The following is a 25,099-nucleotide window of genomic DNA, read 5'->3' as shown; positions in this document are numbered from 1 at the left end:
GGTCAACCGCCGATCTCGTGCCGCTCGGCCCAGACGGCCGCCTGGGTGCGGTCCTGCACGCCGATCCGCGCGAACGCGGAGGTCAGGTGCGCCTTGACGGTGCGCTCGGAGATGCCGAGCCTCCGGGCGATCTGCTTGTTGGCGAGCCCCTTGCGCACCAGGCCGAGCACCTCGACCTCGCGCGGCGTCAGGTCGGGGTCCGCGCGGGGCCCGGAGCGGGACTGCAGGAGCTGCCGTGCGGCGCGCGGGTGCAGCGGCGACTCCCCGCGGCTGACCGCGCGGATCCCCTCGACCAGGTCCTCGGGCTCGGCGTCCTTGAGGAGGTAGCCCACGGCTCCCGCGTCCAGCGCGGCGACGATGCGCGTCGCGTCGGAGAACGAGGTGAGGACGAGGACGTCGGTGCCCAGCTCCTCGACGATCCGGCGGGTGGCGGTGACGCCGTCGGTGCCGGGCATCTGCAGGTCCATGAGCACGACGTCGGGGCGCGTCCGGCGTACCAGCTCCAGGGCCTCCTCGCCGTCCGCCGCGGTGCCGACGACCTCGAGGTCGGGCTCACCGCCGAGCAGCTGCTCGAGGCCGCTGCGGACGACGGCGTGGTCGTCGACCAGGGCCACCCGGATGGTGCTCACCCGCCCACCTCCAGCCGCACGCTCGTGCCCTCACCGGGCCGGGACCGGATCGCGAGCGTCCCGCCCGTGTCGCGGACCAGGCTCTCCAGCCCGCGCAGGCCGTAGTGCGCGGTCGCGCTCACCGCCGCCGGGTCGAAGCCGGTGCCGTCGTCGGTGACGGCCAGGACGAGCCGGTCGCCGTGCCGCTGCAGGCCCACGGTCATCGTCGTCGCCTGCGCGTGCCGGAGCGTGTTCCGCACCGTCTCCTGCGCGACCCGCCAGACCATCGCGGCGTCGTCGGGCGTGACGGCGCCGAGCTCCCCGACGGTCACCGTGACGTCGACGCCGCGGGCCGCCGCCGGCGCACAGAGGTCCTCCAGCGCCGCCGGGAGCGTCGCCGCGGTGAGGTCGGGCGGGTGGATCTCGACGAGCAGGGAGCGCAGTGAGCGCAGGTTCTCGCGCAGCGCGGTCCCGGCCGCGACCAGACCTCCGTGGGTCGGCTCGTCGGTGTCGCGCGCCAGTGCGGACAGCGTGAACGCCGTGCCGGCGAGGTCCTGGACCACGCCGTCGTGCAGGTCGCGGGCGATCCGGCGCCGCTCGGCCTCCGACGCGGTCGCGGCGCTGCGCAGCAGTCGCTCGCGCTCGGCGGCGGCACGCGCGGCCCGCCGCGTGAGCAGCCAGAGCAGCACGGTCGCGACGCACACGAGGACAGCCAGCGCGCCGAGGGTGATCCGCTGGAACGGGCCGATCACCGCTGCCTGGCGCGCCTCGATGCCCTGGACGGTGAAGTACGCCTCGAAGAGCAGCGGCTCGCCCTCGGGCGACCAGATCTTCGTGTACACCTCGACGAGCCCGTCGCCGCCGCGCTCGTAGCGGTTCTCCGGCTTGTCGAGGTCGGTCACCTCGGCGTCCGAGCCGCCGTCGCGCAGGATCTCGCGCTCCTCGCTGCCGAACCTGAAGTGCTCGCCGATCAGGCGCACCTCGTCGGAGTAGACGATCGTGCCGTCGGCGGACCAGATCTTGATCCGGCGCACGTCGCCCACGAGCAGGCGGTCGGTCGCGACCCGGTCGAACCGGTCGACGGCGCCGGGGTCGCCGTCGACCAGGCCCCGCGGGATGACCGGCTCGGCCACCGAGCCGGCCAGCACCTCGGTGAACCGCCGCGCGTCGCGGATCGCCTCGTCGTTCGCCGCGCGAGCGGTGAGCACGCGGGCGCCGACGACGATCGCCGCGAAGGCGAGGAGCCCGACGACCAGGAACTGGGTCACCGGGCTCCTCACGAGGCGCCATCCAGGTCCGGCCATGATCGGGCAAGTATCAGCGGAGTAGTGCTCGTGCGCCAGCCGGACGGTCGGCTGCGGCGCTCAGAGCCGCACCCGGGCCACGCAGGTCTCGCCGGCGTGGGTGGCGCGGAACCGGAGCGCGTCGGCGCCGGCGGCGTTCACCGTCCGTCGCTCGACGCTGAACGAGCCGCTCGCGCCGTGGGTGGTCGCGGTGCCGTGGGCCGAGGTGCTGCCGTTGTGCTTGAGCACCCAGTCCCACTGCTGGCCGGACGCGTTGCTGTCGATCTCGGCCTCCACCTCGATCCGGCCGTCGTCGGGCTTCGCCTTGATCTTCCAGCTCGTCGTGCCGCTGCAGCTGCCGTGGTTGCGGACGTCGGCGCCGCCGCGTCCGCCGCCGCTGTCGTCGCCGGTGCCGTCGTCGGCTCCGTGCGAGGCGAAGGCCGCGCCGGCGGTCGCGAACGGTGCGGCCGCGGCCAGCAGGGCACAGGCGGCGAGGCGGGAGGTGAGCTTCTTCATGGGTGGATCTCCTTGTCGGGGGACGGTCCACTCATCGTGTGCGGGGGCGCGGGCAGCCCGCCATTGTCCGGTGGTACTAGGACCTCTCCGGCCCGCGAGCCGCCGCGACCTGTCATCCTGTGGCGATGAAGCAGACTGCTGTGATCGGCGCCGGCGTGATGGGGGAGACGCTGCTCTCCGGTCTCGTCCGGGCCGGCCGCCGCGTCGACCAGCTGCTGGTCGGCGAGAAGCGTGAGGAGCGCGCCGCGGAGCTGCAGGAGAGGTACGGCGTCGCGGTCGTCTCCAACCTCGACGCCGCCACCAAGGCCGACACCGTCGCCCTCGTCGTCAAGCCGCAGGACATGGCCGACGTGCTCGCCGAGATCTCCTCCGTGCTGCGCCCCGGCCAGCTGCTGGTCTCGCTGGCCGCCGGCATCACCACCGACTTCATCGAGTCCCGCGTCCCGCACGGCGTCGCCGTCGTCCGGGTCATGCCGAACACCCCCGCGCTGGTCGACCAGGGCATGTCCGCCATCTCGGCAGGCTCGCACTGCGACGAGGAGCACCTGGTCGAGGCCGAGGCGCTGATGGCCTCGGTCGGCAAGGTGGTGCGGGTGCCCGAGAAGCAGCAGGACGCCGTCACCGCGATCAGCGGGTCGGGACCGGCGTACGTCTTCTTCGTCGTGGAGTCGATGATCGAGGCCGGCGTGCACCTCGGCCTGCCCCGCTCGACGGCCAGCGAGCTGGTGATCCAGACCCTGGTCGGCTCGGCGCTGATGCTCCGCGAGACCGGCGAGCACCCCACCGTGCTGCGCGAGCAGGTCACCTCGCCCGGCGGCACGACGGCGGCGGCGCTGCGCGAGCTCGAGATCCACCGCGTCCGTGCCGCCTTCCTCGCGGCCCTCGAGGCCGCCCGCGACCGCTCGCGCGAGCTCGCGGGCGGCTGAGCGTCGACTACCAGGCGAGCTCGGTGAGCGTCCGGACCCGGCGTACGCCGACCGCGTCCGCGCGCCGGTCGTAGCGCCCGTAGCGGTCCACGAGCACGCTGCCGAGCCCGGCGCCGGCGGCGCCGGCCACGTCGTGCACGAGCGAGTCGCCGACCATCACGCAGGACGCCGGCTCCACGCCGAGCCGCGCGCAGGCCGCGACGAACGCCGCCGGCTCCGGCTTGGCGGCCGGGAGCGAGGACGAGGCGAACACCGGCACGCCGAACGGCGCGAGCCCGGTGCGGCGCACCTTCTCCTCCTGGATGGCCTGGTCGCCGTTGGTGAGGATCCCGACCGGGAGGCCCGCCGCGAGGGCCGCCTCCAGAGCGGCCGCCGCGTCGGCGAACGCCGACCAGGCCGCGCGGTAGCACGCGAGGTAGCCGGCGAAGGTGTCGTCGGCGATCGCGTCGTCGGCCAGGTCCCAGCCCGGCAGGAACGCCCGCACCCGGGCCCGGCGCTGCCCGGTGTGGGTGATCTCGCCGCGCTGGTAGCGCTCGTAGTGGTGGGCCTCCAGGGCGAACCAGCGCTCGGCGTGGTCCTCGAGCGCGTCGTGCAGGCCGAGGCCGGTCAGCCAGGTCCGCAGGCCCCGCTCGGCGGCCCCGCGGTGGTCGAACAGGGTGTCGTCCAGGTCGAAGAGGACCGCCCGGATCGCCATGGCGCACAGTCTCGCAGCGGCCGCCGACATCGCTCAGGTGGCGAGCCCGATCACCACGGCGATCACGGCGAGCAGCGGGACCAGCCCCTGCTTCAGGGCGGCCGAGGAACGCGCCGGGTTCCCGGCCACCAGCACCGTCGCGGCGGCGGCCATCGACCCGGTGCCGGCGAGCACGAGGGCGGACCCGACGTCGTCGGGGCCCGCCGCGACCACGACGACCCCGACGACGGCCACGACCGCGAGGAAGAGGTTGTAGAAGCCCTGGTTGAACGCGAGCTCCCGGGTGGCCTCGGCCTCCTCGGCCGAGGTGCCGAACACCGCGCGGGTGCTCGGCCTGGTCCAGGCCAGCGACTCCATGAAGAAGATGTAGACGTGCAGGGCCGCAGCGAGCCCCGCGAGCGCGAGCCCGACGGTCAGCATGCCCGGCAGCGTCCCACGCCCGGCGCCCGGCGGGCCACCTCTTGCCGAGGTCCCTTGCGCAATCGGTGCAAGCGAGTAATCATGATTACATGACGACAGACGAAGTGCGTGGCTGGTTCGCCGGCCGCCTGCCCGCAGGGCTGTTCGAGGAGCTGGTCGACGTCGCCGTCGACCGCGAGGAGATCACCGTGGTCGGCCGGATCCCGAAGCCGGAGGTCGCGGCCGACGCCTCCGACGCGGAGCGAGCCGCGACGGTCGAGGGGCGAATCGCCGAGTTCCGCGAGCGCACCCGGGAGGCGAGGATGGCCGTCGCCCGCGAGGCGGAGCACCGGTTCGACCGCAAGGTGTCCTGGGGCGTCGAGTGCGACGAGAGGCGCGCGCTGTTCACCCACGTCGCGGCGCCGGTGATGACGAGGCTGCGCCAGCCCGAGCGTCAGGTCCTCGACCTCCTGGTGTCCGGCGGCGTGGCGCGCAGTCGCAGCGACGCCCTCGGCTGGTGCGTCCGGCTGGTCCAGCAGCACACCGAGGACTGGCTCGCCGAGCTCCGCGAGTCGCTCACGCACGTCGAGGAGGTACGGCGCCGGGGCCCCGAGGCCTCCTAGGCCGGGCGGCGTCCTCAGCGACCGCCCAGCCCGATCGCGGCGCGCGCAGCGTCGAGCACCGGCTCGGTGACCTCACGGCAGCGGGCGGCGCCCCGTCGGTAGACCTCGGCGACGTGCCCGGGGTCCGCCGCGAGGTCGGCGCACCTGCGCTGCAACGGCTCCAGGGTCGCGACCACGGCGTCGGTCACCGCCGCCTTCAGCCCACCGTAGGACGCCAGACCGTCCGCGGACCCGTCGCACGCCTCGAGGATCTCGAGCAGGTTCGTCACGCCGGGCTTGCCTGCCCGGTCAGCGCGGACGGCGTCCGGGCCGCTGTCGCCGTCGGTGACGGCGCGAGCGACCTTCCGCCGTACGACGTCCGGTGGGTCGAGCAGCCCGATCACGCCCGCGTCCGCGCCCGACTTGCTCATCTTGCGGGTCGGGTCGGCGAGGTCCATCACCCGCGCGCCGACCGGCGGCACCGTGATCTCCGGGACGGTGAACACCTCTCCGTAGGCCGCGTTGAAGCGCAGCGCGAGGTCGCGGGTGAGCTCGACGTGCTGGCGCTGGTCGTCGCCCACCGGCACCTCCTGCGGCCGGTAGAGCAGGATGTCGGCCGCCATCAGCACCGGGTAGGTGAACAGCGAGGCGCGCACCGAGCCCTGGCGCCGTGACTTCTCCTTGAACTGGATCATCCGGCCGAGCTCCCCGGTGGTGGCGACGCACTCGAGGAGGTAGCTCAGTGCGGCGTGCGCCGGCACGTCGCTCTGCACGAAGAGCGTGCTCCGGTCGAGGCCGGCGGCGAGGAGCAGCGTCGCCTGCTCGGTGACGGCGGCGCGGAGCTCGGCCGGGGAGCGCGGCGTCGTCAGCGCGTGCAGGTCGGAGATGCCGTAGAAGCACTCGGCGTCGTCCTGGCCGGCCGCCATCGGGCCGAGCGCGCCGAGCAGGTTGCCGAGGGTGAGCCGCCCGGAGGGCGTGATCAGCGACAGCCGCCGGGTGGCGGCGGGGGCGAGGGTGGTCATGTGGAGCTCTCCTTGGATGAGGCCCACGGGCGGACGCAGGGTCCGGGTACGACGACGGCCGCCCGCAGGCGGCCGTGGTGGGACGTGCTGGTACGGGAGGCCGCCGGTCAGGCGGGCCACCACAGGTTCGTCGTACGCAGCACGGCTCCATGGTGGCACACGCGGCGGTAGCGTCGGCGCCGTGATCGACTGTGCAGGCCCGGCGACCCTCGTCTTCGACCCGAGCCTCACCGACTACGACTTCGGCCCCGAGCACCCGATGGCGCCGCTCCGCGTCGACCTGACCGTGCGCCTGGCCACCGCGCTCGGCGTGGTCGGCGCCGGTGGCCTGGCCACCGTGCCGGCGCCGGTCGCCTCGGACGACCTGCTCGCGACGGTGCACGAGCCCGCCCTCATCGAGGCGGTGCGGCGGATGAGCGCACGGCCCGGCCCCGGGGAGGAGGGCCGCGGTCTCGGCACGGACGACAACCCGGTCTTCCGCGGCATGCACCACGCCGCCGCCCACATCGTCGGTGCCAGCCACGAGGCCTTCCGCCGGGTCTGGACGGGCGAGGCCCTCCACGCCGCGAACATCACCGGCGGCCTCCACCACGCGATGCCGGACCGCGCCAGCGGGTTCTGCATCTACAACGACGTCGCCGTCGGCATCCGCTGGCTGCTCGACCAGGGGGCGCAGCGGGTCGCGTACGTCGACGTGGACGTCCACCACGGCGACGGCGTCGAGCGGATCTTCTACGACGACCCGCGGGTGCTCACCATCTCCCTGCACGAGACCGGTCAGTTCCTCTTCCCCGGCACCGGGTTCCCCGCCGACCACGGCGGTCCGGACGCCGAGGGGTCCGCCGTGAACGTCGCACTGCCACCGGGGACCGGCGACGCGGGTTGGCGGCGTGCGTTCCACGCGGTCGTGCCTCCGCTCCTGCGCGAGTTTCGGCCCGACGTCCTCGTCACCCAGCACGGCTGCGACTCCCACGCGGACGACCCCCTTGCCGACCTGATGCTCAGCGTGGACGGCCAGCGCGAGACCTACCTCGACCTCCACGCGCTCGCCCACGAGGTGGCGGACGGCCGCTGGATCGCGACGGGCGGCGGCGGGTACGCCGTCAGCAGCGTGGTGCCCCGCGCCTGGACGCACCTGCTGGCCGCGGTGGGCGGCCGTCCGCTCGACGCGGGAACCGAGGTGCCGGGCGAGTGGCGCGAGCACGTCCGCGCGACCTGCGGCCGTCGCGCGCCGCTGCGGATGGGCGAGGACCGGCCGGTCGGCTTCGTGCGGTGGGAGGACGGCTACGACCCAGCGAACTGGCTGGACCGGGCCATCAACGCCACCCGCAGCGAGATCTTCCCGCTCCACGGCCTCGACCCACTGCCCTGAGCGCTCCGGAAGCACCGGGACGAGTAGGGCCCGGCCCTCGCCCGCACGACGGTGCAGGAGCCGGACGGTGGGGAGGGGCGAGGCCGGGCCGTGGATAGTGTGGCGGGCGCGCCGGCGCCGCGCGTGTTGTTCCGGGACCAGCGGATCGCTGCAAGAATCGGCCCCCGCCCGTCGGGTCTGGTGATGTCGTCCTCGTCAAGACGACACGCCGGAAATCCCAGAAGTTACAGTGGTGAACCCCTTCCCCACAGATCACATCTGGCCCTATTCTCACGCATGAGCGTCCGCGATTCATCGCTGGGGAAGGCGATGACGGGCGCACGGAAAGTGTGGTTGGCCATGGCTCCCTCGCCCCGCGAGCGCACCGAGTCGCTTCCGGACCCCAAGTTCCTGACCATCGCCGAAGTCGCGACCATGATGCGCGTCTCCAAGATGACGGTCTACCGGCTGGTCCACTCCGGCGAGCTGCCTGCCGTGCGCGTCGGCCGCTCCTTCCGGGTGACCGAGCAGGACGTCGACGACTACCTCAGGAAGTCCTTCTTCAACGCCGGTTAGCCGAGGCTCCGCCGGCTCGCACCGTGATGCGATCTTCGTCCCACCGCATCCGCTGATTCACCGCGCCCTCACCGGCCCGGATAGGCTGGCCCGGTCCCCGAAGGGTTCGGGGAAGAGGTGGAGAGGTTTTCCGTGGGTTCTGTCATCAAGAAGCGGCGCAAGCGCATGGCGAAGAAGAAGCACCGCAAGCTGCTGAAGAAGACGCGCGTCCAGCGTCGCAAGCTCGGCAAGTAACCGCCGGCCCCTGATCGAAGGCTCGCAGACAGGGATGGCAGGCGGTCGCACGATCCTCGTCACCGGGGTCTCGCGAGACCTCGGGCGCACGTTCGCGCGCACCCTCGCCGCCGACCCGGATGTCGACCGCGTCGTGGGCATCGACGCCGTGCCGCCCCGCGGTGACATCGGCGACGTCACGTTCGTGCGTGCCGACATCCGCAACCCGGTGATCGCCAAGATCATCGACCGCGAGGAGATCGACACCGTCGTCCACATGAGCGTCATCGCCACCCCCGGCACCGCCGGCGGGCGAGGCACGATGAAGGAGCTCAACGTGATCGGCACGATGCAGCTGCTCGCCGCCTGCCAGAAGTCCGAGCGCGTGCGGCAGCTGGTGGTGAAGTCGACCACCACCCTCTACGGCGCCAGCAACCGCGACCCGGCGATGTTCACCGAGGACATGGAGCCTCGTCGGCCCGCACGCTCGGGCTACGCCAAGGACGTCTCCGAGGTCGAGGGCTACGTCCGTGGGTTCGCCCGCCGGCGCCCCGACGTCACCGTGACCATGCTCCGCTGCGCGAACGTCATCGGGCCGCGCGTGGTGAGCCCCCTGACGTCCTACCTCCGGCTCCCGGTGATCCCGACCGTCCTCGGCTTCGACCCGCGTCTGCAGTTCCTGCACGAGACCGATCTCAACCGGGTGCTCCGGCACGCGGCGCTCCACCCCGTCGAGGGCACCTTCAACATCGCGGGTGACGGCACCCTTGCCCTCTCCCAGGCGCTGCGCCGGCTGCAGCGCCCCGGCGTGCCGCTGCCGGGGATCGCCTTCGGCGGTCTCGGGTCGGCGCTGCGCTCCGCGCGGGTCGCCGACCTGTCACCCGAGCTGCTCGCGTTCCTGACCTTCGGTCGCGGGGTCGACACGACCCGGATGCGCCGCCAGCTCGGCTTCGAGCCGCAGTACACGACCGCCGAGGCGTTCGGGGAGTTCGCGAGCACCCTCGTCCCCACCGGCGGGCGTGCCGAGCGGGTGCTCGCCGCCGTCGCCGAGCGCCTTCCCGAACCGGACGACGACCGGACGCTGCCCTCGTCGGCGCCCCGGCTGACCCTTGCTGGAGGATCCGATGGGTGACGCCGAGATCATCCCGATCGGCACCCGGGGCCGCCCCGGCCGCGGCACCGGAACGCGGCCCTCGGCCGCCGCCCGCGGTCTCGCGCCGGGCCGCGGCAAGTCCGCGAAGCCGACGGACGCCGGACCCGATTCCAGCGACGACGCCGCTGAGCCCGAGCAGCCGGAGCAGCCGGACGCACCGCCGCCGGCTCCGGAGCAGCCCGAGGCGCAGCAGCCCGACGCGGATCCGACGCCCGCAGCGACCGAGCACGACGGCGCGCTCGAGGTGCGCGACAGGGAGCCCACCCGCGGCATCCCGGTCGGCGACTGGCTCGCCGCTCTCCAGCACGCCAGCCGCGAGGTCTTCGGCGACCAGTGGGAGCCGCAGCTCGCCCGCTTCATCGCGTTCCTGCGCCGGCGGCTGACCGGCGACTACGAGGTCGACGAGTACGGCTTCGACCCCGAGATCACCGAACGGCTCTTCCTGGCCGCGCTGCGGCCGCTCGCGGAGAAGTGGTTCCGGATCGAGGTCCGCGGTGCCGAGAACATCCCCGCCGAGGGCGGCGCGCTGGTCGTGTCCAACCACTCCGGCACCATCCCTGTCGACACGGTGATGTCCACGGTCGCGATCCACGACCACACCGGGCGCTACCTCCGTCCGCTCGGCGCCGACCTGGTGTTCCGGCTCCCGTTCGTCAGTGTGGTGGCGCGCAAGGGCGGCGCCACGCTGGCGTGCAACGAGGACGCCGAGCGGATGATGTCCAGCGGCGAGCTGGTCGGGGTGTGGCCGGAGGGCTTCAAGGGCATCGGCAAGCCCTTCTCCGAGCGCTACAAGCTGCAGCGCTTCGGTCGCGGCGGCTTCGTGTCGGCCGCGATCCGCGCGGGTGTCCCGATCGTCCCGCTGTCGGTCGTCGGTGCCGAGGAGATCTACCCACTCGTCGGCAACGTGCCGTCGCTCGCGCGCCTGCTCGGAGTGCCGTACATCCCGATCACGCCGCTGTTCCCGTGGCTCGGCCCGCTCGGCCTCGTGCCGCTCCCGTCGAAGTGGTACCTCGAGTTCGGCGAGCCGATCCGCACCGACGAGTACGACGAGGGCGCCGCCGACGACCCGATGCTGGTCTTCAACGTCACCGACCAGGTCCGCGAGACGATCCAGCAGACGCTGTTCACCCTGCTCCGCGAACGGGACTCCGTCTTCCGCTGAGGGGTCTTCCGCTGAGGGGTCTCCCGCCGGGGGTTCCGCCGAGGGAGAGCCCGGCGGCTACTTCAGCAGGCCGCCGAGCAGGCCGTTGACGCCGTCGACCAGGCTGCCCGTGAGGCTGCCGTTGCCGTCGTTGCTGCCGCTGCCGTCACCGCCGCCGGAGTTGTTGTTGCTGCCGAGGACGTCGCCGAGGGTGGTCTTGATCGGGTCGTCGTCGGCCGGCGGGACCGTCGGCGTCGGCAGCGTCGGCGTCGTCGGCTCCGCGGTGGGGTCGTCGGTCCCCGCGGCGGTCGTGGTCTGGTGACGGGCCGGCTTGTGGTGGCGGGCCTTGCCGCCGCCGGCCGGCGCCGTGGCGTCGGTGTCGGCGCTGACCCGCTCGGCCGCACGCGGGAGCAGCAGCTCGGTGAGCGCGCGGGTCGCGAAGTCGGGCAGCTCGGTGATCGGGTCGCCGGAGCAGGTCGGGCAGGCCTGCGACGCGGCGTCGTCGGCCTGGCGCACGGTCTGCGCGGCCGTGATCAGGGCCGGCCGGACGTCCTTCGGCACGCTGTCGCCGATCTGCGTCAGCTGGTCCATGCTGCTGTCGGCGAAGTTACGCACGTCCTGCAGGGCGTTCTGGTCGCCGGACTGGTCGTAGTCGGCCAGCGCGTGCGACGTCGCCTGGTTGGTCTCGTCGGTGAAGTCCTGCAGCGTGGCCGCGATCTCGTCGGAGCTGCCGTCGCCGCGCTCGTTCAGCGCCTTGATCTCGTCGAGGCGCCGCGCTGCGTTGTCGAGCAGGCTCTGCGCCTTGCCGGCGTCGGAGGACTGCAGGTTGGTGCGCGCGTTCTCGATCGCCCGCTTCACGGGGTAGAGCGTGTCGCCCGGCAGCGCCGACTGGGACGCCATCGCCATCGATCCGGTGGCTGCGACCACGGCGAACCCGCCGAGGACGGTCGCCAGACGCCGCTCGCTGCGCCCGCGGCGCTGGGTGGGGGTGAGCCGCGCGAAGGTGGCCTCGTCGACCTTGCGGACGGGCTGGGCCTCGGCCGCGGCGACCAGCCGCGAGCGGAGGTCGGCGACGAACGCGGGCCGCGCAGGCGGCTCCGGTACGGCGCGCATCGCCCCGACGAGGTCGAGCAGCTCCTGCACGCGGGCGTCCTCGACCGACCTGCTGTCCGACCCGGACAGCAGGGCATCGAACTCGTCGGCGCGGCGCCGGCTCGCGAACCCGCCGGTCATGGCGTAGTCCCTCGCGTTTCTAGGGGGAGATCTGGCTTCTGCACACGCTCTCGCAGGCGCGCAGCCCGAGAGATCGCTGTTGCCCTGGACAACGACGTCCGGGCGGGGGAGGTTACGGGGCGCGGGGCCTGGAGGTGGGTCATCGCACACCCTCCGGCATCAGCTTGGCGAGGTTGCGCACGCCGCGCAGCTGGAGCTGCTTGATCGCGCCGTCGCTGCGGCCGAGCGCGGCAGCCGTCTCGGCGATGCTCAGCCCCTGCAGGAACCGCATCACGAGGCAGTCGCGCTGCTCGTTCGGGAGCTTGGTGAGGGCGTCGAGCAGGATCTCGTTGGTGAGGCTCTGCAGGACCGCGGTCTCGGGACCCTCGGTGGTGTCGTCGTGCTGGCCCATGTCCTCGGTGGTCATCTCGAGGCGGGTGCGCCCGGCCTTGAAGTGGTCGGTGGCGAGGTTGCGGGCGATGGTCATCAGCCAGGCGCCGAAGTCCTTGCCCTGCCAGCGGAACGAGGCGATGTTGCGCAGTGCGCGGAAGAAGGTCTCGGAGGTGAGGTCCTCGGCGATGACGACCGAGCGGGTCCGGTAGTAGAGGAACCGGTAGACCGAGGACTGGTAGTGGTCGTAGAGCATCCCGAACGCCTCGGCGTCGCCGTTGCGGGCGAGCTCGACCAGGCCGATGAGGCGTTCACGTTCCTCGGGGGAGTCCTCCGAGGAGGTCGCGAGCCGGGCGTCGGTGGACGACCCGGCGGTCCCGGAGTCGAAGCTCTCCTCGGCGGCCTCGCTGAGCAGCCATCCGCGCGGGGTCCGCGCGGCGCCGGGCATCCCCGCGCCGGGCATCCCCGCGACCGCCAGCGGCGAGGGGCCGAACGAGTCGTGGAGCAGGGACGCGACGAGGGCGCGCAGGGCGTCGAGCCCGCGCGCGAGGTCGTCCCTCTCCCCGGCCATCCGATGACCCCCTTTACCTTCCCCCGACCCGCGATCCTACGGGGGATTGCGTGCAAGGGGAACATATTGGGGATTAAAGGAACCTCAGTCCCGGAGGTAGCGCCGCAGCTGGCGGCGGGCGACGAGCCCGGCGACGGCCGCGCCGGAGGCGGCCGAGCCGAGCACCAGGCCGGCCCGCGCGGCCTTGCGGCCGGTCCGGTAGTCCCGGATCCGCCAGCCGTGGTGGCGGGCGTAGGAACGCAGCTTGGGGTCGGGGTTGATCGCGCACGGGTCGCCGACCAGGCTCAGCATGGGCAGGTCGTTCGCCGAGTCGGAGTACGCCGAGCACCGCGCGAGGTCGAGGCCCTCGCGCTGGGCGAGCGCCTTGACCGCCTCGGCCTTCGCCGGTCCGTGCAGCATCTCGCCCACCAGGTTCCCGGTGTAGACGCCGTCGACGTGCTCGGCCACGGTTCCGAGAGCCCCGGTGAGCCCGAGGCGGCGCGCGATGACCGAGGCGATCTCGATGGGCGCTGCGGTCACCAGCCAGACCCGCTGGCCCTGGTCGAGGTGCAGCTGGGCGAGGGCGCGCGTCCCCGGCCAGATGCGGTGCGCCATCGCCTCGTCGAAGATCTCCTCGCCCACCTCCTCGATCTCGGTCACGGTGTGCCCGGCGATGAACGCCAGCGCCGAGTTCCGGGCCTCGGCGACGTGCGCGGGGTCCTCGACGCCCGCGATCCGGAAGTACGCCTGCTTGTAGGCCGCTCCGACGATGTCGCGGGTGGTGAAGAACTTGCGCCGGTAGAGACCGCGCGCGAGGTGGAAGATGCTCGCGCCCTGCATGACGGTGTTGTCCACGTCGAAGAACGCGGCCGCGGTCGGGTCGCTCGGCTGCGCCAGCGCCGCCTCGACCTCGGTCGCCGCCGCGGCTGCCTCGCCGGCCAGCGTCGAGCGCTGCTGGAGGTCGATCCGGCGACTGCGGTCCGCGGGCGGGGCCATGGCGGCCAGCGTAGTGCCCAGCCGGCGCCGGGCCGTTCCTGCAGCATCGGCCGTACGGGAGTGCCGGTGACGTCCGTCTCCTAGGATCGCCCCCATGCCCTTGACCGACGTCGCAGCCCTCGTGACCGCGGCGGCGGCCGAGCAGCCCGAGCGGCTCGCGGTCGTGGAGGCCGGTGGCCGCGGGATGACGTGGGCCGAGCTCGACGTCGAGGTCGACCGGGTCGCCAGCGGCCTGGGGGCCTCGGGGATCGTCGCCGGGCACCGGGTCATGATCGCGGCCGGCAACCGGCTCGAGTTCGTCGCGACCTACCTCGGCGTGCTCCGCGCGCAGGCGGTCGCCGTACCGGTCAATCCCGGGTCGACGCCGGCCGAGCTCGCCCGGATGGTGGTCGACGCCGGGGCGCGGCTCGTGGTCGCCGACGCCGACACGGCGGCCTCCGTCCGCGAGGCCGTCGCCGCGATGGCCGGCTGGGACGGTGAGGGCGCGCCGCTGACCCCACCGCGGGTGGTCGTGATCGGTGTCGAGCCCGCGCCCGGCGAGAAGTCCTACGACGACCTGCGGTCGGCCGCCGTCCGCCCGGTCCCGCCGCTGCCCGACCCGGAGAAGCTCGCCGTGCTGCTCTACACCGGTGGGGCGACCGCACGGCCGCGCGCCGCGATGCTGTCCCACCGGGCGCTGCTCGCGAACATCGAGCAGGTCGCCGCCGTCCGGCCCCCGATGATGCACAGCGACGACGTCGTGCTCGGCGTGCTGCCGCTGTTCCACGTCTACGGTCTCAACGCGGTCCTCGGCGGCGTGCTGCGGCACCGCGCCAAGCTGGTGCTCGCGGAGCGGTTCGACCGCGAGGGCACCCTGGACCTGATCGAGGACGAGGCGTGCAGCGTGGTGCCGGTCGCGCCGCCGGTGTTCGCGCAGTGGCAGGGCATGGAGGCGCTCACCGAGCGGCTCGGTCCGGTCCGGCTGATCCTGTCCGGGTCCGCGCCGCTGTCGGCCGAGACGATCGAGGCGTTCAGCGGTCAGACCGGCATCCCCGTGCACCAGGGCTACGGGCTGACCGAGGCCGCGCCGGTCGTCACCAGCACGCTGTGCTCGGCCGACCCGAAGCCCGGCTCGGTCGGCGCCGCCCTCGACGGCATCGACCTGCGCCTCGTCGACGACGACGGCGTGCCGCTCGGCGGCGCGACCGCCGACGACCCCGGCGAGATCCAGGTCCGCGGCGCCAACCTGTTCAGCGGCTACTGGCCGGACGGCAGCGGCGGCCCGGACGCGGAGGGCTGGTGGTCGACCGGCGATGTCGGCTTCCTCGACGACGCGGGCGACCTCTACCTGGTCGACCGGGTCAAGGAGCTGGTGATCGTCTCGGGGTTCAACGTCTACCCGACCGAGGTCGAGGCGGTCGTCGACGAGGTGCCCGGCGTGCGGCAGTCGGCCGTGATCGGCGTACCGGACGACGCGACGGGCGAGGCCGTCGTCGCCTACGTCGTCGCGGACGACCCGGCCGCGGACGCCGACGCGCTGCGCACGGCCGTCGAGGCGGCCTGCGAGCTGAACCTCGCCCGGTTCAAGAACCCGAGCCGGGTCGAGGTCGTCGACGCGCTCCCGCGCACGGTCACCGGCAAGGTCCAGAAGGGCCGCTTGCGCGGCGCCGAGCGCCGCCGCCAGCGGGGGGACTTGCTCTGAGCGCCCGCATCACTCTCTACTCGCGGCCCGGCTGCCACCTCTGCGACGACGCCCGCGCCGTCATCGAGGCGGTGTGCTCGGAGACGGGCGAGGCCTACGAGGAGGTGTCGATCGCGGGCGACCCCGGGCTCGAGGAGAGGTTCGGCAACGAGATCCCCGTCACCTTCGTCGACGGCAGGCAGCACGACTTCTGGCGGGTGTCGGCAGAGCGTCTCCGGGCTGCTCTCAGCGGTGGCTGAGAGGGTTTCGAGACGGCTCCGATCCCTCCGTCGCTTCGCTCCGGAGTGACCTCCGCCTCCTCAACCTCCTCGCCCCCGCGGGACTGACCTCGTGCCTCGGTCAGCCCCGGGCTCGGATTTTGTTCTCGCGTTCACAAACTCCTACCCTGATCTCGCCGCACCCGCCGTGAGTGTGGCTGGAAAGTGGAGCTGTGACCACACGGAGTTCGAGCGAGACGGCCCGGGTCATCCCCGAGGCGACTGTCGCCCGCCTACCCGTGTACCTGCGTGCTCTGACCGCCCTCGCCGAGTCCGGGATCCGCACCTGCTCCAGCGAGGACCTCGCCGTCGCAGCGGGCGTCAACAGCGCCAAGCTCCGCAAGGACCTCTCCTACCTCGGCAGCTACGGCACCCGGGGCGTCGGCTACGACGTCGACTACCTGCGCTACCAGATCGCCCGCGAGATCGGGGTGACCCAGGACTGGCCCGTGGTCATCGTCGGGATCGGGAACCTGGGGCACGCGCTCGCGAACTACTCGGGCTTCCGCAGCCGCGGGTTCCGCGTGGTGGCCCTGCTCGACGCCGACCCGCACGTGCACGACGAGCTGGTGGCCGGCGTCGCCGTACGCCCGTTCGACGACCTGGAGGCGATCGTCGCCGAGCACGGCGTCGCCATCGGCGTGATCGCCACCCCTGCGGTCGCGGCGCAGAACGTCGCCGACCGGATGGTCGCGACCGGCATCACCAGCATCTTGAACTTCGCGCCGGCCGTGCTGGCCGTGCCGGACGGCGTCGACGTGCGCAAGGTCGACCTGTCGATCGAGCTGCAGATCCTCGCCTACCACGAGCAGCGCAAGGCGCACGACGCCGGCGACCCGGCAGCCGTCCCCGGCGTCGAGGAGGCCGCACTGTGAGCGTCCTCGTGGTGGGCATCTCCCACAACTCCGCGCCGGTCGCCCTGCTCGAGCGGGTCGCGCTCGACGACGACGGCGTGCACAAGCTCGTCACCGAGGCGGCGGGCTGCGAGCACGTCACCGAGGCGACGGTGATCGCGACCTGCAACCGGCTCGAGATCTACACCGAGGTCGACCGGTTCCACGGCAGCGTCGAGGCGCTGTCCCGGCTGCTCGTCGAGCGGGCGGGGTCCGACGCCGAGACGATGCTGCCGCACCTCTACGTCCACTACGACGACGGCGCGATCGCGCACCTCTTCCAGGTCGCCGCCGGGCTCGACTCGATGGCGGTCGGCGAGGGCCAGATCCTCGGCCAGACCCGCGAGGCGCTGCGCCGCGGCCAGGAGCTCGGCACCGTCGGGTCCGCGCTCAACGTGCTCTTCCAGCAGGCGCTGCGCGTCGGCAAGCGCTCACGGGCCGAGACCGGCATCGACCAGGTCGCCCCGACGCTGGTCAGCGCCGCCCTCGACCAGGTGGCGCGCGCCGAGTCGGTCTCGGAGAAGTACGTCGTCGTGGTCGGCGCCGGTGCGATGGCGGGACTCGCCACCGCGACCGTCAGCCGGCTCGGTGCCCGCGAGGTCGTGGTCGTCAACCGCTCCGAGGACCGGGCGCGCCGGCTCGCGGCCCAGTACGACGCCCGCGCCGCCACGCTCGTCGAGCTGCCTGCCGAGATCGGCCGTGCCGACGTCCTGATCAGCTGCACCGGCTCCGCCGGCACCCTGATCGGCCGCGACCTGGTCGCCGGCGTCCGGTCCCCCGAGCGAACGCTCGCGGTGATCGACCTGGCGCTGCCCCACGACGTGGACCCGGCCGTCGCCGACCTGCCCGGCGTCAACCTGGTCGGCCTGGCCGACCTGGCCCGTAGCCTGCACGACTCCGACAGCGGCAGCGAGGTGCAGGAGGTCCGCCGGATCGTCGGCGAGGAGGTCGCGGCGTTCCTGACCGCCCGCCGCCAGTCCAGCGTCACCCCGACCGTCGTCGCGCTCCGCACGATGGCGACCGAGGTCGTCGACGCCGAGATGACCCGCCTCGAGGCGCGGCGGCCGGACCTGTCCGACGACCAGCTCGCCGAGATCCGCCACACGGCACGCCGCGTCGCCGACAAGCTGCTCCACGAGCCGACGGTCCGGGTCAAGGAGCTGGCGAACAACGAGGGCGCCGTCTCCTACGCCACCGCGCTGCGCGAGCTGTTCGCCCTCGACCAGGAGGCCGTCGACGCCGTCACCCGGCCGATGGGCGTCCCGGAGGAGGGGGCGACGCCATGAGCACCTCCGCAGCCACCCGCACGGTGCGGATCGGAACGCGCCGCAGCGTCCTGGCCACCACCCAGTCCGAGCACGTCGCCGCGATGATCCGCGAGCGGCTCGGCGTCGCGACCGAGCTGGTCGAGATCACCACCGAGGGCGACCGGACCCAGGCGGCCGGTACCCCCCTCGTCGGGACCACCACGGGCGTGTTCGTCAGCGCGCTGCGCGACGCGCTGCTCGCGGGCGACGTCGACGTGGCCGTCCACTCGCTCAAGGACCTCCCGACCTATCCCGCCGAGGGGATCGCGCTGGTCGCCGTACCTCCGCGCGAGGACCCGCGCGACGTCGTCGTCGCCCGGGACGGCCTGACCCTCGGGGAGCTGCCGGTCGGCAGCGTCGTCGGCACCGGGTCGCCCCGCCGGACCGCCCAGCTGCTCGCGCTCGGCCTCGGCGTGGAGGTCGTGCCCGTCCGCGGCAACGTCGACACCCGCGTCGGCAAGGTCCGCTCCGGGGAGCTCGACGCCGTCGTCCTCGCCCGCGCCGGCCTGGCCCGGCTCGGCCGGCTCGACGAGGTCACCGAGGTGCTCGACCCGCTGCAGATGCTCCCGGCTCCGGGCCAGGGCGCGCTCGGCGTCGAGTGCCGCACCGGTGACCCGCTCGCCGAGCTGCTCGCCGAGCTGGACGACCCCGGCACCCATGCGGCCGTCTCCGCCGAACGGGCCGCCCTCGCCACGCTCGAGGGCGGCTGCACCGCCCCGATCGGGGCACTGGCCGAAGTTGTCGAAGGAGACGACGACAGGGCACCCTGGGAGCTCTGGCTCCGCGCGGTCGTCCTCTCGACCGACGGCGCCCTGGCGGTCCGCCGCTCCGCGTCCGCCCCGCTCGGAGACACCGCTGCCGCCGCGGCGCTCGGTGTCGCACTGGCCGAGGAGCTGCTGGCCGAGGGAGCCGGCAGTCTCGACACCACCACGAACGATTCCCCCGAAGAGCCCGCTCACGACGCAGGATCTGCAGAGGTGCACAACGCATGACGCGCAAGACAGCCCAGGCTGCCCCCACCACCAAGATCGGCGGCGTCTCCTTCGTCGGCACCGGACCCGGTGACCCCGACCTGCTCACGATCCGGGCGCTCCGCCTGATCGAGGACGCCGACGTGCTCATCACCGAGGCGCCCGAGCACGCCGGCCTGATCACGGCCCTCCGCGGCGAGGTCGACCCCGAGGGCGACCTGCTCGTCGTCGACGGCGGCTTCGGCGAGGACGGCCAGCCGCTGACCCACGCCGCCCGCGCGAAGGTCGTCGTCAAGCACGCGAAGAAGGGCGGCAGGGTGGTCCGGTTGCTGGCCGGCGACCCCTTCATCTACGCCTCCGGCCCGGAGGAGGCCCAGGCCGTCGCCAAGGCCGGCATCCCCTTCGAGGTCGTCCCCGGTGTCTCCTCGGTCGGCGCCGTCCCGGCCTACGCCGGCATCCCGCTCACCACGAAGGACCACCGCGAGGTCGCCGTCGTCACCTGCGGCGAGAAGGTCGACTGGAGCCGCTACGTCGACACCCCGACCCTGGTGCTGCTGTCCGCCGTCGGCCAGATCGGCGACATCGCACGGGAGCTGGTCGCCGCGGGCCGCTCGCCGCAGACCCCCGTCGCGATGACCCGGGTCGGCACGACCACCGAGCAGCAGACCGTCACCTCGACGCTGGAGAGCATCGCCGCCGACGCCCGCGCCGCGCGGATCGCGCCGCCGGCCGTCACCGTCGTCGGCAAGGTCGTCGACCTCCGCGAGACGCTGTCGTGGTTCGAGACCAAGCCGCTGTTCGGCTGGCGCGTGCTGATGCCGCGCACGAAGGAGCAGTCGGCGTCGCTGGCCACCCGGCTGCGGCACCACGGCGCGGTGCCGGAGGAGGTGCCGACCATCTCGGTCGAGCCGCCCCGCAACCCGCAGCAGATGGACAAGGCCGTCCGCGGCCTGGTCGAGGGCCGCTACGAGTGGATCGCGTTCACCTCGGTCAACGCCGTGAAGGCGGTCCGGGAGAAGTTCGAGGAGTACGGCCTCGACGCCCGCGCGTTCTCCGGCCTCAAGATCGCCGCTGTCGGCGAGAAGACGGCCGCCGCGATCTCCGGCTGGGGCCTGCGTGCGGACCTCGTGCCGTCGGGCGAGCAGTCCGCCGCCGGGCTGCTCGAGGAGTGGCCGGAGTACGACGAGCTGCTCGACCCGATCAACCGGGTCTTCCTGCCGCGGGCCGACATCGCCACCGAGAACCTCGTCGCGGGCCTGATCGACCTCGGCTGGGAGTGCGACGACGTCACTGCCTACCGGACCGTCCGCGCGGCCCCGCCGCCGGCACCGACCCGCGACGCGATCAAGACCGGCAAGTTCGACGCCGTCGTGTTCACGTCCTCCTCGACCGTGCGGAACCTGGTCGGCATCGCCGGCAAGCCGCACCCGTCGACGGTGATCGCGGTCATCGGGCCCGCCACGGCGAAGACCGCCGAGGAGCACGGCCTGCGGGTCGACGTGATGGCCGATAAGCCGGACGTCGAGCTGCTCGTCGACGCCCTTGCGAGCTTCGGCGCCGCCCGGCGCGCCGCTCTGGTCGAGGCCGGCGAGGCCGTCACCAAGCCGTCGGACCGCAAGCCCTCCGGTCGTCGTCGCAAGGTCGGCGCCGAGTAGACCCCGCCCGGGCGACGGCCGCGTCGAAACCCGGAGGATGATGGCTCCATGAGCCACCTCGAGCGTCCTGTGATCCGGCCGCGGCGGTTGCGGCGTACGGCTGCGCTGCGGGAGATGGTGCGAGAGACCTGGCTGCGACCCGAGCAGCTGGTGCTGCCGATGTTCGTGCGGGAGGGCGCGACGGAGCCGCGGCCGATCTCCTCGATGCCCGGGGTCGTCCAGCACACGCGGGAGTCGCTCCGCAAGGCGGTCGCGGAGGCCGCGGACGCGGGGATCAAGGGCGTGATGCTGTTCGGCGTGCCGGAGACCAAGGACGCGGTGGGATCGGGGGCGAACGACCCGGACGGGATCCTCAACGTGGCGATCGGCGACGCGGTCGCGGAGGTCGGCGACGCGATGGTCGTGATGGCCGACCTGTGCCTCGACGAGTTCACCGACCACGGGCACTGCGGCGTGCTGGCGGCGGACGGGTCGGTCGACAACGACGCGACCCTCGAGCGGTACGCCGAGATGGCGGTCGCGCAGGCACAGGCCGGTGTGGACCTGGTCGGCCCCAGCGGGATGATGGACGGCCAGGTGGCCGTGGTCCGGACCGCGCTGGACGCGGCGGGACACTCCGAGACCGGCATCCTGGCGTACGGCGCCAAGTACGCCTCGGTCTTCTTCGGCCCGTTCCGCGAGGCCGTCGACTCCAGCCTCGAGGGGGACCGGCGGACCTACCAGCAGGACCCGGCGAACGTGCTCGAGGGCGTGCGCGAGGCCGTGCTCGACGTCGAGCAGGGCGCCGACATCGTGATGGTCAAGCCGGCGCTGGCCTACCTCGACGTGATCCGGCAGGTCCGGGACGCGCCGGAGCTGACGGGTGTCCCCGTCGCGGCCTACAACATCTCCGGCGAGTACGCCATGGTCGAGGCCGCCGCCGCGAACGGCTGGATCGACCGCGAGGGCGCGATCCTGGAGACCCTCACCTCGATCCGCCGCGCGGGCGCGGACGTGATCCTCACCTACTGGGCCGTCGAGGCCGCCCGCCTGCTCAAGGCCTGAAAACGACAGTCGCCCCGTCCCAGGGGACGGGGCGACTGCCTGAGGTTCTTCGCCGCCTACGGGTTGAGGCCGTAGGAGAGCACGCAGTTGGTGTACTGCAGGATCTGCGTGAGGGCCGGGTACTTGGCCTTGCAGGCATCCTTCACGTCGGACTGGGCCAGCGCGCCGAGCACGCCCTGGAGCAGGTCGGTGACCGGCTGGGTGGCGTGGTCGACGGTGTCGGGGAGGTTGCCCAGCGGGTTGTCGCCGCCGCCGAGGGGGCCGCCGCCGGTGTCGCCGCCGCCGGTGTCGCCACCGCCGGTGTCACCGCCGCCCGTGCCCGGGTCGGTGGTGCCGTCGCCACCGGGGATCGGCGTCTCGTCGCCGCCGGTGGTGGTGTCGCCCGAGCCGCCCTGGTTGTAGTCGGAGCTCGGCATCCGCGTGTTCGGGTAGTTGTAGTCGTCGTTGTTCGGGACGAGGTAACCGGCCGCGGTGGTGTTGTTCGGGATCGCGGTGAAGTTGCCGTTCTCGTAGGCCTTCATCACGTCGAGCACGAGGTCGACGTACCGCTGGCTGTGGTTGTAGCGGTAGACCGCGGCGCGCTGGCCGGTCACCGTCGAGAGGTCGTCGTTGCCCGAGCAGAGGTAGACCGCGGTCGCGAGGGCCGCGTCGTCGATGTCCTGCGGGTTGCGCTGCGAGTCGTTGTCGGCGTCCACGCCCACGACCGACCAGGTCGAGGGGATGAAGCCCATCGGGCCGACCGGGCGGTCCCACTGCTTGTTCCGGTCGAGCTGCCCGGCGTCGGTGTCGGCGATCTCGGGGCGGCCCTGCTTGCCGTCGAGCGGCTTGCCAAAGATGCCCGGGCGAGCGACGCCGTCGTCGTCGAGGATGTTGTGGTTGGAGCGACCGTGGTCGGACTCGACCCGGCCGATCGCGGCGACGAGCTGCCAGCTGAGGTGGCAGGACTTGTCGGCGGAGTTGATCACGGTCTCGGCGCGCTGGTAGGCGGCGAGCGCGGCGGACGGGATGTCGTTGGTCGACGCCGCGTTGACGATCGAGGCGCCGTTGCCGTCGACACCGGCGACCGAGCCGATGTCGGAGACACTGGCCTGCTCGTCGAACGCGTCCTTCGGGACGCTGATGTCCTGGTTCACCGCCGGCGTGTCCTGGTCGGCCGCCGCGATGGGCGAGCCGATCCCGCCGATGCCGGCGACGCTGGCGGTCCAGGCCATCGACAGCAGGGCAAGCGGAACGATGGTCGCCGCGCGCTGCAGGCGGCCAAGTCGCTTCCTTGACATCTCTTCTCTCTCCCCAGGCCTGGGTGGGCCCAAACATTCTCGCGCGAGACACTCCCTCAGGCCCCGCTGGTGCGTCGGACCTCATCTCCCGGAAAGGCCTGACGCGCTCCCAACGAATGGTGTCACAGAGACGTTACGGGTGTCACATGATCGTTTACCCGGGCGAGCGGCGCGCCTGCTGGTGATCCCCGCCACGGAGGCGTATCACGCAGGGGTACGCCGATGTGAGGTCTTTCAGGCCATCGGCGACAATGCTGCGGTGACGTCCACCCCGACCGCGCAGTCGTGCGAGCTCTCGTCGGCCCTCTTCGAGAGGGCCCGGGCCGTCACCCCCGGCGGGGTCAACTCTCCCGTGCGGGCGTTCAACGCCGTCGGCGGCACGCCGCGGTTCATCGGCTCGGCCCGTGGCGCGTGGCTGACCGACGTCGACGGCAACGAGTACGTCGACCTGATCTGCTCCTGGGGGCCGATGCTCCTGGGCCACGCCCACCCGGAGGTCGTCGCCGCGCTCCAGGCAGCCGCCGCCCGCGGGACGTCGTACGGCACCCCGACCGAGGGCGAGGTGGCCCTGGTCGAGGAGATCGTCCGGCGCACGCCGGTCGAGCGGCTCCGCCTGGTCTCGTCGGGCACCGAGGCGACGATGTCCGCCATCCGGCTCGCGCGTGGGTTCACCGGTCGTGACGTCGTGGTGAAGTTCGCCGGCTGCTACCACGGACACGTCGACGCCCTGCTCGCCTCCGCCGGCTCCGGGCTCACGACCTTCTCCATCCCGGGCACCCCCGGCGTGCCGGAGTCCTCGACCGCCCTGACGCTCGTGCTGCCCTACAACGACCGGGACGCGGTCACGGCCGCGTTCGCCGAGCACGGCGACCGGATCGCGTGCCTGATCACCGAGGCGGCTCCGGGGAACATGGGCGTCGTCCCGCCCGATCCCGGCTTCAACAAGTTCCTGTCCGAGACCTGCCGGGAGCACGGCGCGCTGTTCGTCAGCGACGAGGTGATGACCGGCTTCCGGGTGTCCGCCAGCGGCCAGTGGGGGACCGACGGTGCGAACGAGGGCTGGACGCCGGACCTCATGACCTTCGGCAAGGTGATGGGCGGCGGGCTGCCCGCCGCGGCGTTCGGCGGCCGCGCGGACGTGATGCACCACCTGGCGCCGGAGGGGCCGGTCTACCAGGCCGGCACCCTGTCGGGGAACCCGCTCGCGACGGCGGCGGGACTCGCCACGCTCCGGCTGGCCGACGACGGCGTCTACGCACACATCGCCTCGGTCGCCGACACCCTGCGGACCGGCATCGCCGACGCCTTCGGCGCGGCCGGCGTGGCCCACCGGATCCAGTCCACCGGGTCGATGTTCTCGGTGTTCCTGACCGATCGCCCGGTCCGCGACTTCGCCGACGCGTCGACGACCGACACGGTCGCCTACGGCGCGTTCTTCCACGCGATGCTCGACCGCGGCGTGCACCTGCCGCCGTCGGCCTACGAGTCGTGGTTCGTCTCGGCGGCCCACGACGACCGCGCGGTCCAGGCCGTGCTCGACGCGCTCCCCGATGCGGCCCGTGCCGCAGCCGCCACCCAGGAGGCCTGATCCATGGCTACCCCCGACACCGTCGTCCACCTGGTCCGCCACGGCGAGGTGCACAACCCCTCGGGTGTGCTCTACGGCCGCCGCGACGGGTTCCACCTCTCCGACCGCGGCCAGCAGATGGCCCAGCGCGTGGGCGAGTACCTCGCCGAGCGCGACGTCACCGTGGTCCGCTCCTCGCCGCTCGAGCGCGCGCGCGAGACCGCAGCCCCGCTCGCCGAGACGCTCGGCCTCGAGGTCGGCATCGACGAGCGGGTGCTCGAGTCCAGCAACGTCTTCGAGGGCCACCAGTTCGGCAAGGGCCGCAACGCGCTGCGCAACCCGCTGCTGTGGCGGCACCTCTGGAACCCGTTCCGCCCGTCGTGGGGCGAGCCCTACGCGCAGATCGTGGCGCGGATGATGGCGGCCGTGCACGACGTACGGCGCGACGCGGCCGGCCACGAGGGCGTCATCGTGTCCCACCAGCTCCCGATCTGGACCACCCGGCTGCACGTCGAGGGCCGGTCCTTCCTGCACGACCCGCGCAAGCGGCACTGCACGCTGTGCTCGGTCACGTCGTTCCACTTCGTCGGCGACCGGATCACCCAGGTGTCCTACGCCGAGCCGGCCATCGACCTGATCCCCGCCGGGGACCGCGGCGCACCGTTCTCGGCCGGTGACGCACCCGAAGAGGTCAAGCCCGAGGGGAAGCGGCCCTGAACATCCGCGCACTCCTCCTGGCCGCGGCGGGGCTCCTCCTGGCCGCGTGCTCGAGCATCTCCGGAACCGGTGACCTGACCTACGTCGCCGGCGACGGC

26 protein-coding genes are annotated in these 25,099 nt (G+C 73.0%); 16 read left to right on the top strand and 10 right to left on the bottom strand.

Annotation, left to right across the window (positions count from 1 at the left end; translation table 11 throughout):
* Positions 1–2 precede the first annotated feature (2 nt).
* From ABD709_RS08565 to ABD709_RS08555, 3 genes are all read right to left on the bottom strand, one after another.
* The gene (locus ABD709_RS08565; RefSeq protein WP_344774313.1) at positions 3–629 is read right to left on the bottom strand and encodes a response regulator; all 627 of its coding nucleotides are present in this window, start codon (positions 627–629) and stop codon (positions 3–5) included.
* Positions 626–1,876: a sensor histidine kinase gene (locus ABD709_RS08560; RefSeq protein WP_344774311.1), complete on the bottom strand. Its 1,251-nt coding sequence runs from the start codon at positions 1,874–1,876 to the stop codon at positions 626–628. The genes ABD709_RS08565 and ABD709_RS08560 overlap by 4 nt, the downstream gene beginning before the upstream one ends.
* 96 nt (positions 1,877–1,972) lie before the next feature.
* Positions 1,973–2,407 carry a hypothetical protein gene (locus ABD709_RS08555; protein WP_344774309.1) on the bottom strand — a complete coding sequence of 145 codons (435 nt, stop codon included), beginning with the start codon at positions 2,405–2,407 and terminating at the stop codon, positions 1,973–1,975.
* 125 nt (positions 2,408–2,532) lie between these two features.
* Here ABD709_RS08555 and proC point away from each other — a divergent pair, with 125 nt between their 5' ends.
* Positions 2,533–3,333, top strand: a complete 801-nt coding sequence (gene proC, locus ABD709_RS08550) for a pyrroline-5-carboxylate reductase (RefSeq protein WP_344774307.1) — start codon at positions 2,533–2,535, stop codon at positions 3,331–3,333.
* A 7-nt stretch (positions 3,334–3,340) separates the two neighbouring features.
* Here proC and ABD709_RS08545 read toward each other — a convergent pair whose 3' ends face one another.
* A complete protein-coding gene (locus ABD709_RS08545) occupies positions 3,341–4,027 on the bottom strand; it encodes an HAD family hydrolase (RefSeq protein WP_344774305.1) in 687 nt (228 codons plus the stop codon).
* Positions 4,028–4,060: 33 nt separating this feature from the next.
* Positions 4,061–4,447 (bottom strand): DUF1304 domain-containing protein, encoded by a 387-nt coding sequence (locus ABD709_RS08540; protein WP_344774303.1) that lies wholly within the window; start codon positions 4,445–4,447, stop codon positions 4,061–4,063.
* An 89-nt stretch (positions 4,448–4,536) separates the two neighbouring features.
* Between ABD709_RS08540 and ABD709_RS08535 the strand changes: the two genes are divergently transcribed.
* Positions 4,537–5,049 (top strand): hypothetical protein, encoded by a 513-nt coding sequence (locus ABD709_RS08535; protein WP_344774301.1) that lies wholly within the window; start codon positions 4,537–4,539, stop codon positions 5,047–5,049.
* Between the two features lie 14 nt (positions 5,050–5,063).
* On the opposite strand, the gene trpS is transcribed toward ABD709_RS08535, so the two are convergent.
* Entirely contained in the window at positions 5,064–6,050 is a 987-nt protein-coding gene (trpS, locus tag ABD709_RS08530; protein WP_344774299.1) for a tryptophan--tRNA ligase, read from the bottom strand.
* 181 nt (positions 6,051–6,231) lie between these two features.
* On the opposite strand from trpS, the gene ABD709_RS08525 reads away from it, so the two are divergent.
* The 5 genes from ABD709_RS08525 to ABD709_RS08505 all read left to right on the top strand — a co-directional run bounded on the left by ABD709_RS08525 (position 6,232) and on the right by ABD709_RS08505 (position 10,505).
* Positions 6,232–7,422 (top strand): acetoin utilization protein AcuC, encoded by a 1,191-nt coding sequence (locus ABD709_RS08525; RefSeq protein ID WP_344774297.1) that lies wholly within the window; start codon positions 6,232–6,234, stop codon positions 7,420–7,422.
* 339 nt (positions 7,423–7,761) lie between these two features.
* On the top strand, positions 7,762–7,977 hold the full coding sequence (locus tag ABD709_RS08520) for a helix-turn-helix domain-containing protein (RefSeq protein WP_344774295.1): 216 nt from the start codon (positions 7,762–7,764) through the stop codon (positions 7,975–7,977).
* Positions 7,978–8,109: 132 nt separating this feature from the next.
* Positions 8,110–8,211 carry a 30S ribosomal protein bS22 gene (locus tag ABD709_RS08515; RefSeq protein ID WP_008356322.1) on the top strand — a complete coding sequence of 34 codons (102 nt, stop codon included), beginning with the start codon at positions 8,110–8,112 and terminating at the stop codon, positions 8,209–8,211.
* A gap of 34 nt (positions 8,212–8,245) precedes the next feature.
* Positions 8,246–9,322 (top strand): NAD-dependent epimerase/dehydratase family protein, encoded by a 1,077-nt coding sequence (locus ABD709_RS08510; protein ID WP_344774293.1) that lies wholly within the window; start codon positions 8,246–8,248, stop codon positions 9,320–9,322.
* On the top strand, positions 9,315–10,505 hold the full coding sequence (locus ABD709_RS08505) for a lysophospholipid acyltransferase family protein (protein WP_344774291.1): 1,191 nt from the start codon (positions 9,315–9,317) through the stop codon (positions 10,503–10,505). The genes ABD709_RS08510 and ABD709_RS08505 overlap by 8 nt, the downstream gene beginning before the upstream one ends.
* A gap of 57 nt (positions 10,506–10,562) precedes the next feature.
* Here the strand turns inward: ABD709_RS08505 and ABD709_RS08500 are convergent, their stop codons facing one another.
* The 3 genes from ABD709_RS08500 to ABD709_RS08490 form a co-directional block, all read right to left on the bottom strand.
* Entirely contained in the window at positions 10,563–11,717 is a 1,155-nt protein-coding gene (locus ABD709_RS08500) for a DUF5667 domain-containing protein (RefSeq protein WP_344774289.1), read from the bottom strand.
* A gap of 139 nt (positions 11,718–11,856) precedes the next feature.
* A complete protein-coding gene (locus ABD709_RS08495; protein WP_344774287.1) occupies positions 11,857–12,657 on the bottom strand; it encodes a sigma-70 family RNA polymerase sigma factor in 801 nt (266 codons plus the stop codon).
* 84 nt (positions 12,658–12,741) lie between these two features.
* Positions 12,742–13,632, bottom strand: coding sequence for an HAD family hydrolase (locus ABD709_RS08490; protein WP_344774285.1), 891 nt, complete (start codon positions 13,630–13,632; stop codon positions 12,742–12,744).
* 94 nt (positions 13,633–13,726) lie between these two features.
* Between ABD709_RS08490 and ABD709_RS08485 the strand changes: the two genes are divergently transcribed.
* The 7 genes from ABD709_RS08485 (at position 13,727) to hemB (ending at position 21,440) form a co-directional block, all read left to right on the top strand.
* Positions 13,727–15,313, top strand: coding sequence for a class I adenylate-forming enzyme family protein (locus ABD709_RS08485; RefSeq protein WP_344774283.1), 1,587 nt, complete (start codon positions 13,727–13,729; stop codon positions 15,311–15,313).
* Complete coding sequence (locus ABD709_RS08480) at positions 15,310–15,552, top strand: glutaredoxin family protein (RefSeq protein WP_344774471.1); 243 nt, start codon at positions 15,310–15,312, stop codon at positions 15,550–15,552. The genes ABD709_RS08485 and ABD709_RS08480 overlap by 4 nt, the downstream gene beginning before the upstream one ends.
* Before the next feature lie 191 nt (positions 15,553–15,743).
* Complete coding sequence (locus tag ABD709_RS08475; protein WP_344774280.1) at positions 15,744–16,445, top strand: redox-sensing transcriptional repressor Rex; 702 nt, start codon at positions 15,744–15,746, stop codon at positions 16,443–16,445.
* The gene (locus ABD709_RS08470; RefSeq protein WP_344774278.1) at positions 16,442–17,749 is read left to right on the top strand and encodes a glutamyl-tRNA reductase; all 1,308 of its coding nucleotides are present in this window, start codon (positions 16,442–16,444) and stop codon (positions 17,747–17,749) included. Before ABD709_RS08475 ends, ABD709_RS08470 begins: the two co-directional genes overlap by 4 nt.
* Positions 17,746–18,762, top strand: coding sequence for a hydroxymethylbilane synthase (gene hemC / locus ABD709_RS08465; RefSeq protein WP_344774276.1), 1,017 nt, complete (start codon positions 17,746–17,748; stop codon positions 18,760–18,762). The genes ABD709_RS08470 and hemC overlap by 4 nt, the downstream gene beginning before the upstream one ends.
* On the top strand, positions 18,759–20,396 hold the full coding sequence (locus tag ABD709_RS08460; RefSeq protein WP_344774274.1) for a bifunctional uroporphyrinogen-III C-methyltransferase/uroporphyrinogen-III synthase: 1,638 nt from the start codon (positions 18,759–18,761) through the stop codon (positions 20,394–20,396). Before hemC ends, ABD709_RS08460 begins: the two co-directional genes overlap by 4 nt.
* A 48-nt stretch (positions 20,397–20,444) precedes the next feature.
* Positions 20,445–21,440, top strand: coding sequence for a porphobilinogen synthase (gene hemB, locus ABD709_RS08455; RefSeq protein ID WP_344774272.1), 996 nt, complete (start codon positions 20,445–20,447; stop codon positions 21,438–21,440).
* Between the two features lie 56 nt (positions 21,441–21,496).
* Here hemB and ABD709_RS08450 read toward each other — a convergent pair whose 3' ends face one another.
* Complete coding sequence (locus ABD709_RS08450) at positions 21,497–22,651, bottom strand: lytic transglycosylase domain-containing protein (RefSeq protein WP_344774270.1); 1,155 nt, start codon at positions 22,649–22,651, stop codon at positions 21,497–21,499.
* Positions 22,652–22,976: 325 nt separating this feature from the next.
* Between ABD709_RS08450 and hemL the strand changes: the two genes are divergently transcribed.
* Together hemL and ABD709_RS08440 are read left to right on the top strand one after the other, a co-directional pair.
* On the top strand, positions 22,977–24,305 hold the full coding sequence (gene hemL, locus ABD709_RS08445) for a glutamate-1-semialdehyde 2,1-aminomutase (RefSeq protein WP_344774268.1): 1,329 nt from the start codon (positions 22,977–22,979) through the stop codon (positions 24,303–24,305).
* A 3-nt stretch (positions 24,306–24,308) separates the two neighbouring features.
* The gene (locus ABD709_RS08440; protein ID WP_344774266.1) at positions 24,309–25,001 is read left to right on the top strand and encodes a histidine phosphatase family protein; all 693 of its coding nucleotides are present in this window, start codon (positions 24,309–24,311) and stop codon (positions 24,999–25,001) included.
* Positions 25,002–25,099 lie beyond the last annotated feature (98 nt).

It is taken from the genome of Nocardioides panacisoli (genome assembly GCF_039537325.1).
GTDB classification, from domain to species: domain Bacteria; phylum Actinomycetota; class Actinomycetes; order Propionibacteriales; family Nocardioidaceae; genus Nocardioides; species Nocardioides panacisoli.
This window is presented reverse-complemented; position numbering and strand designations above follow the sequence as displayed.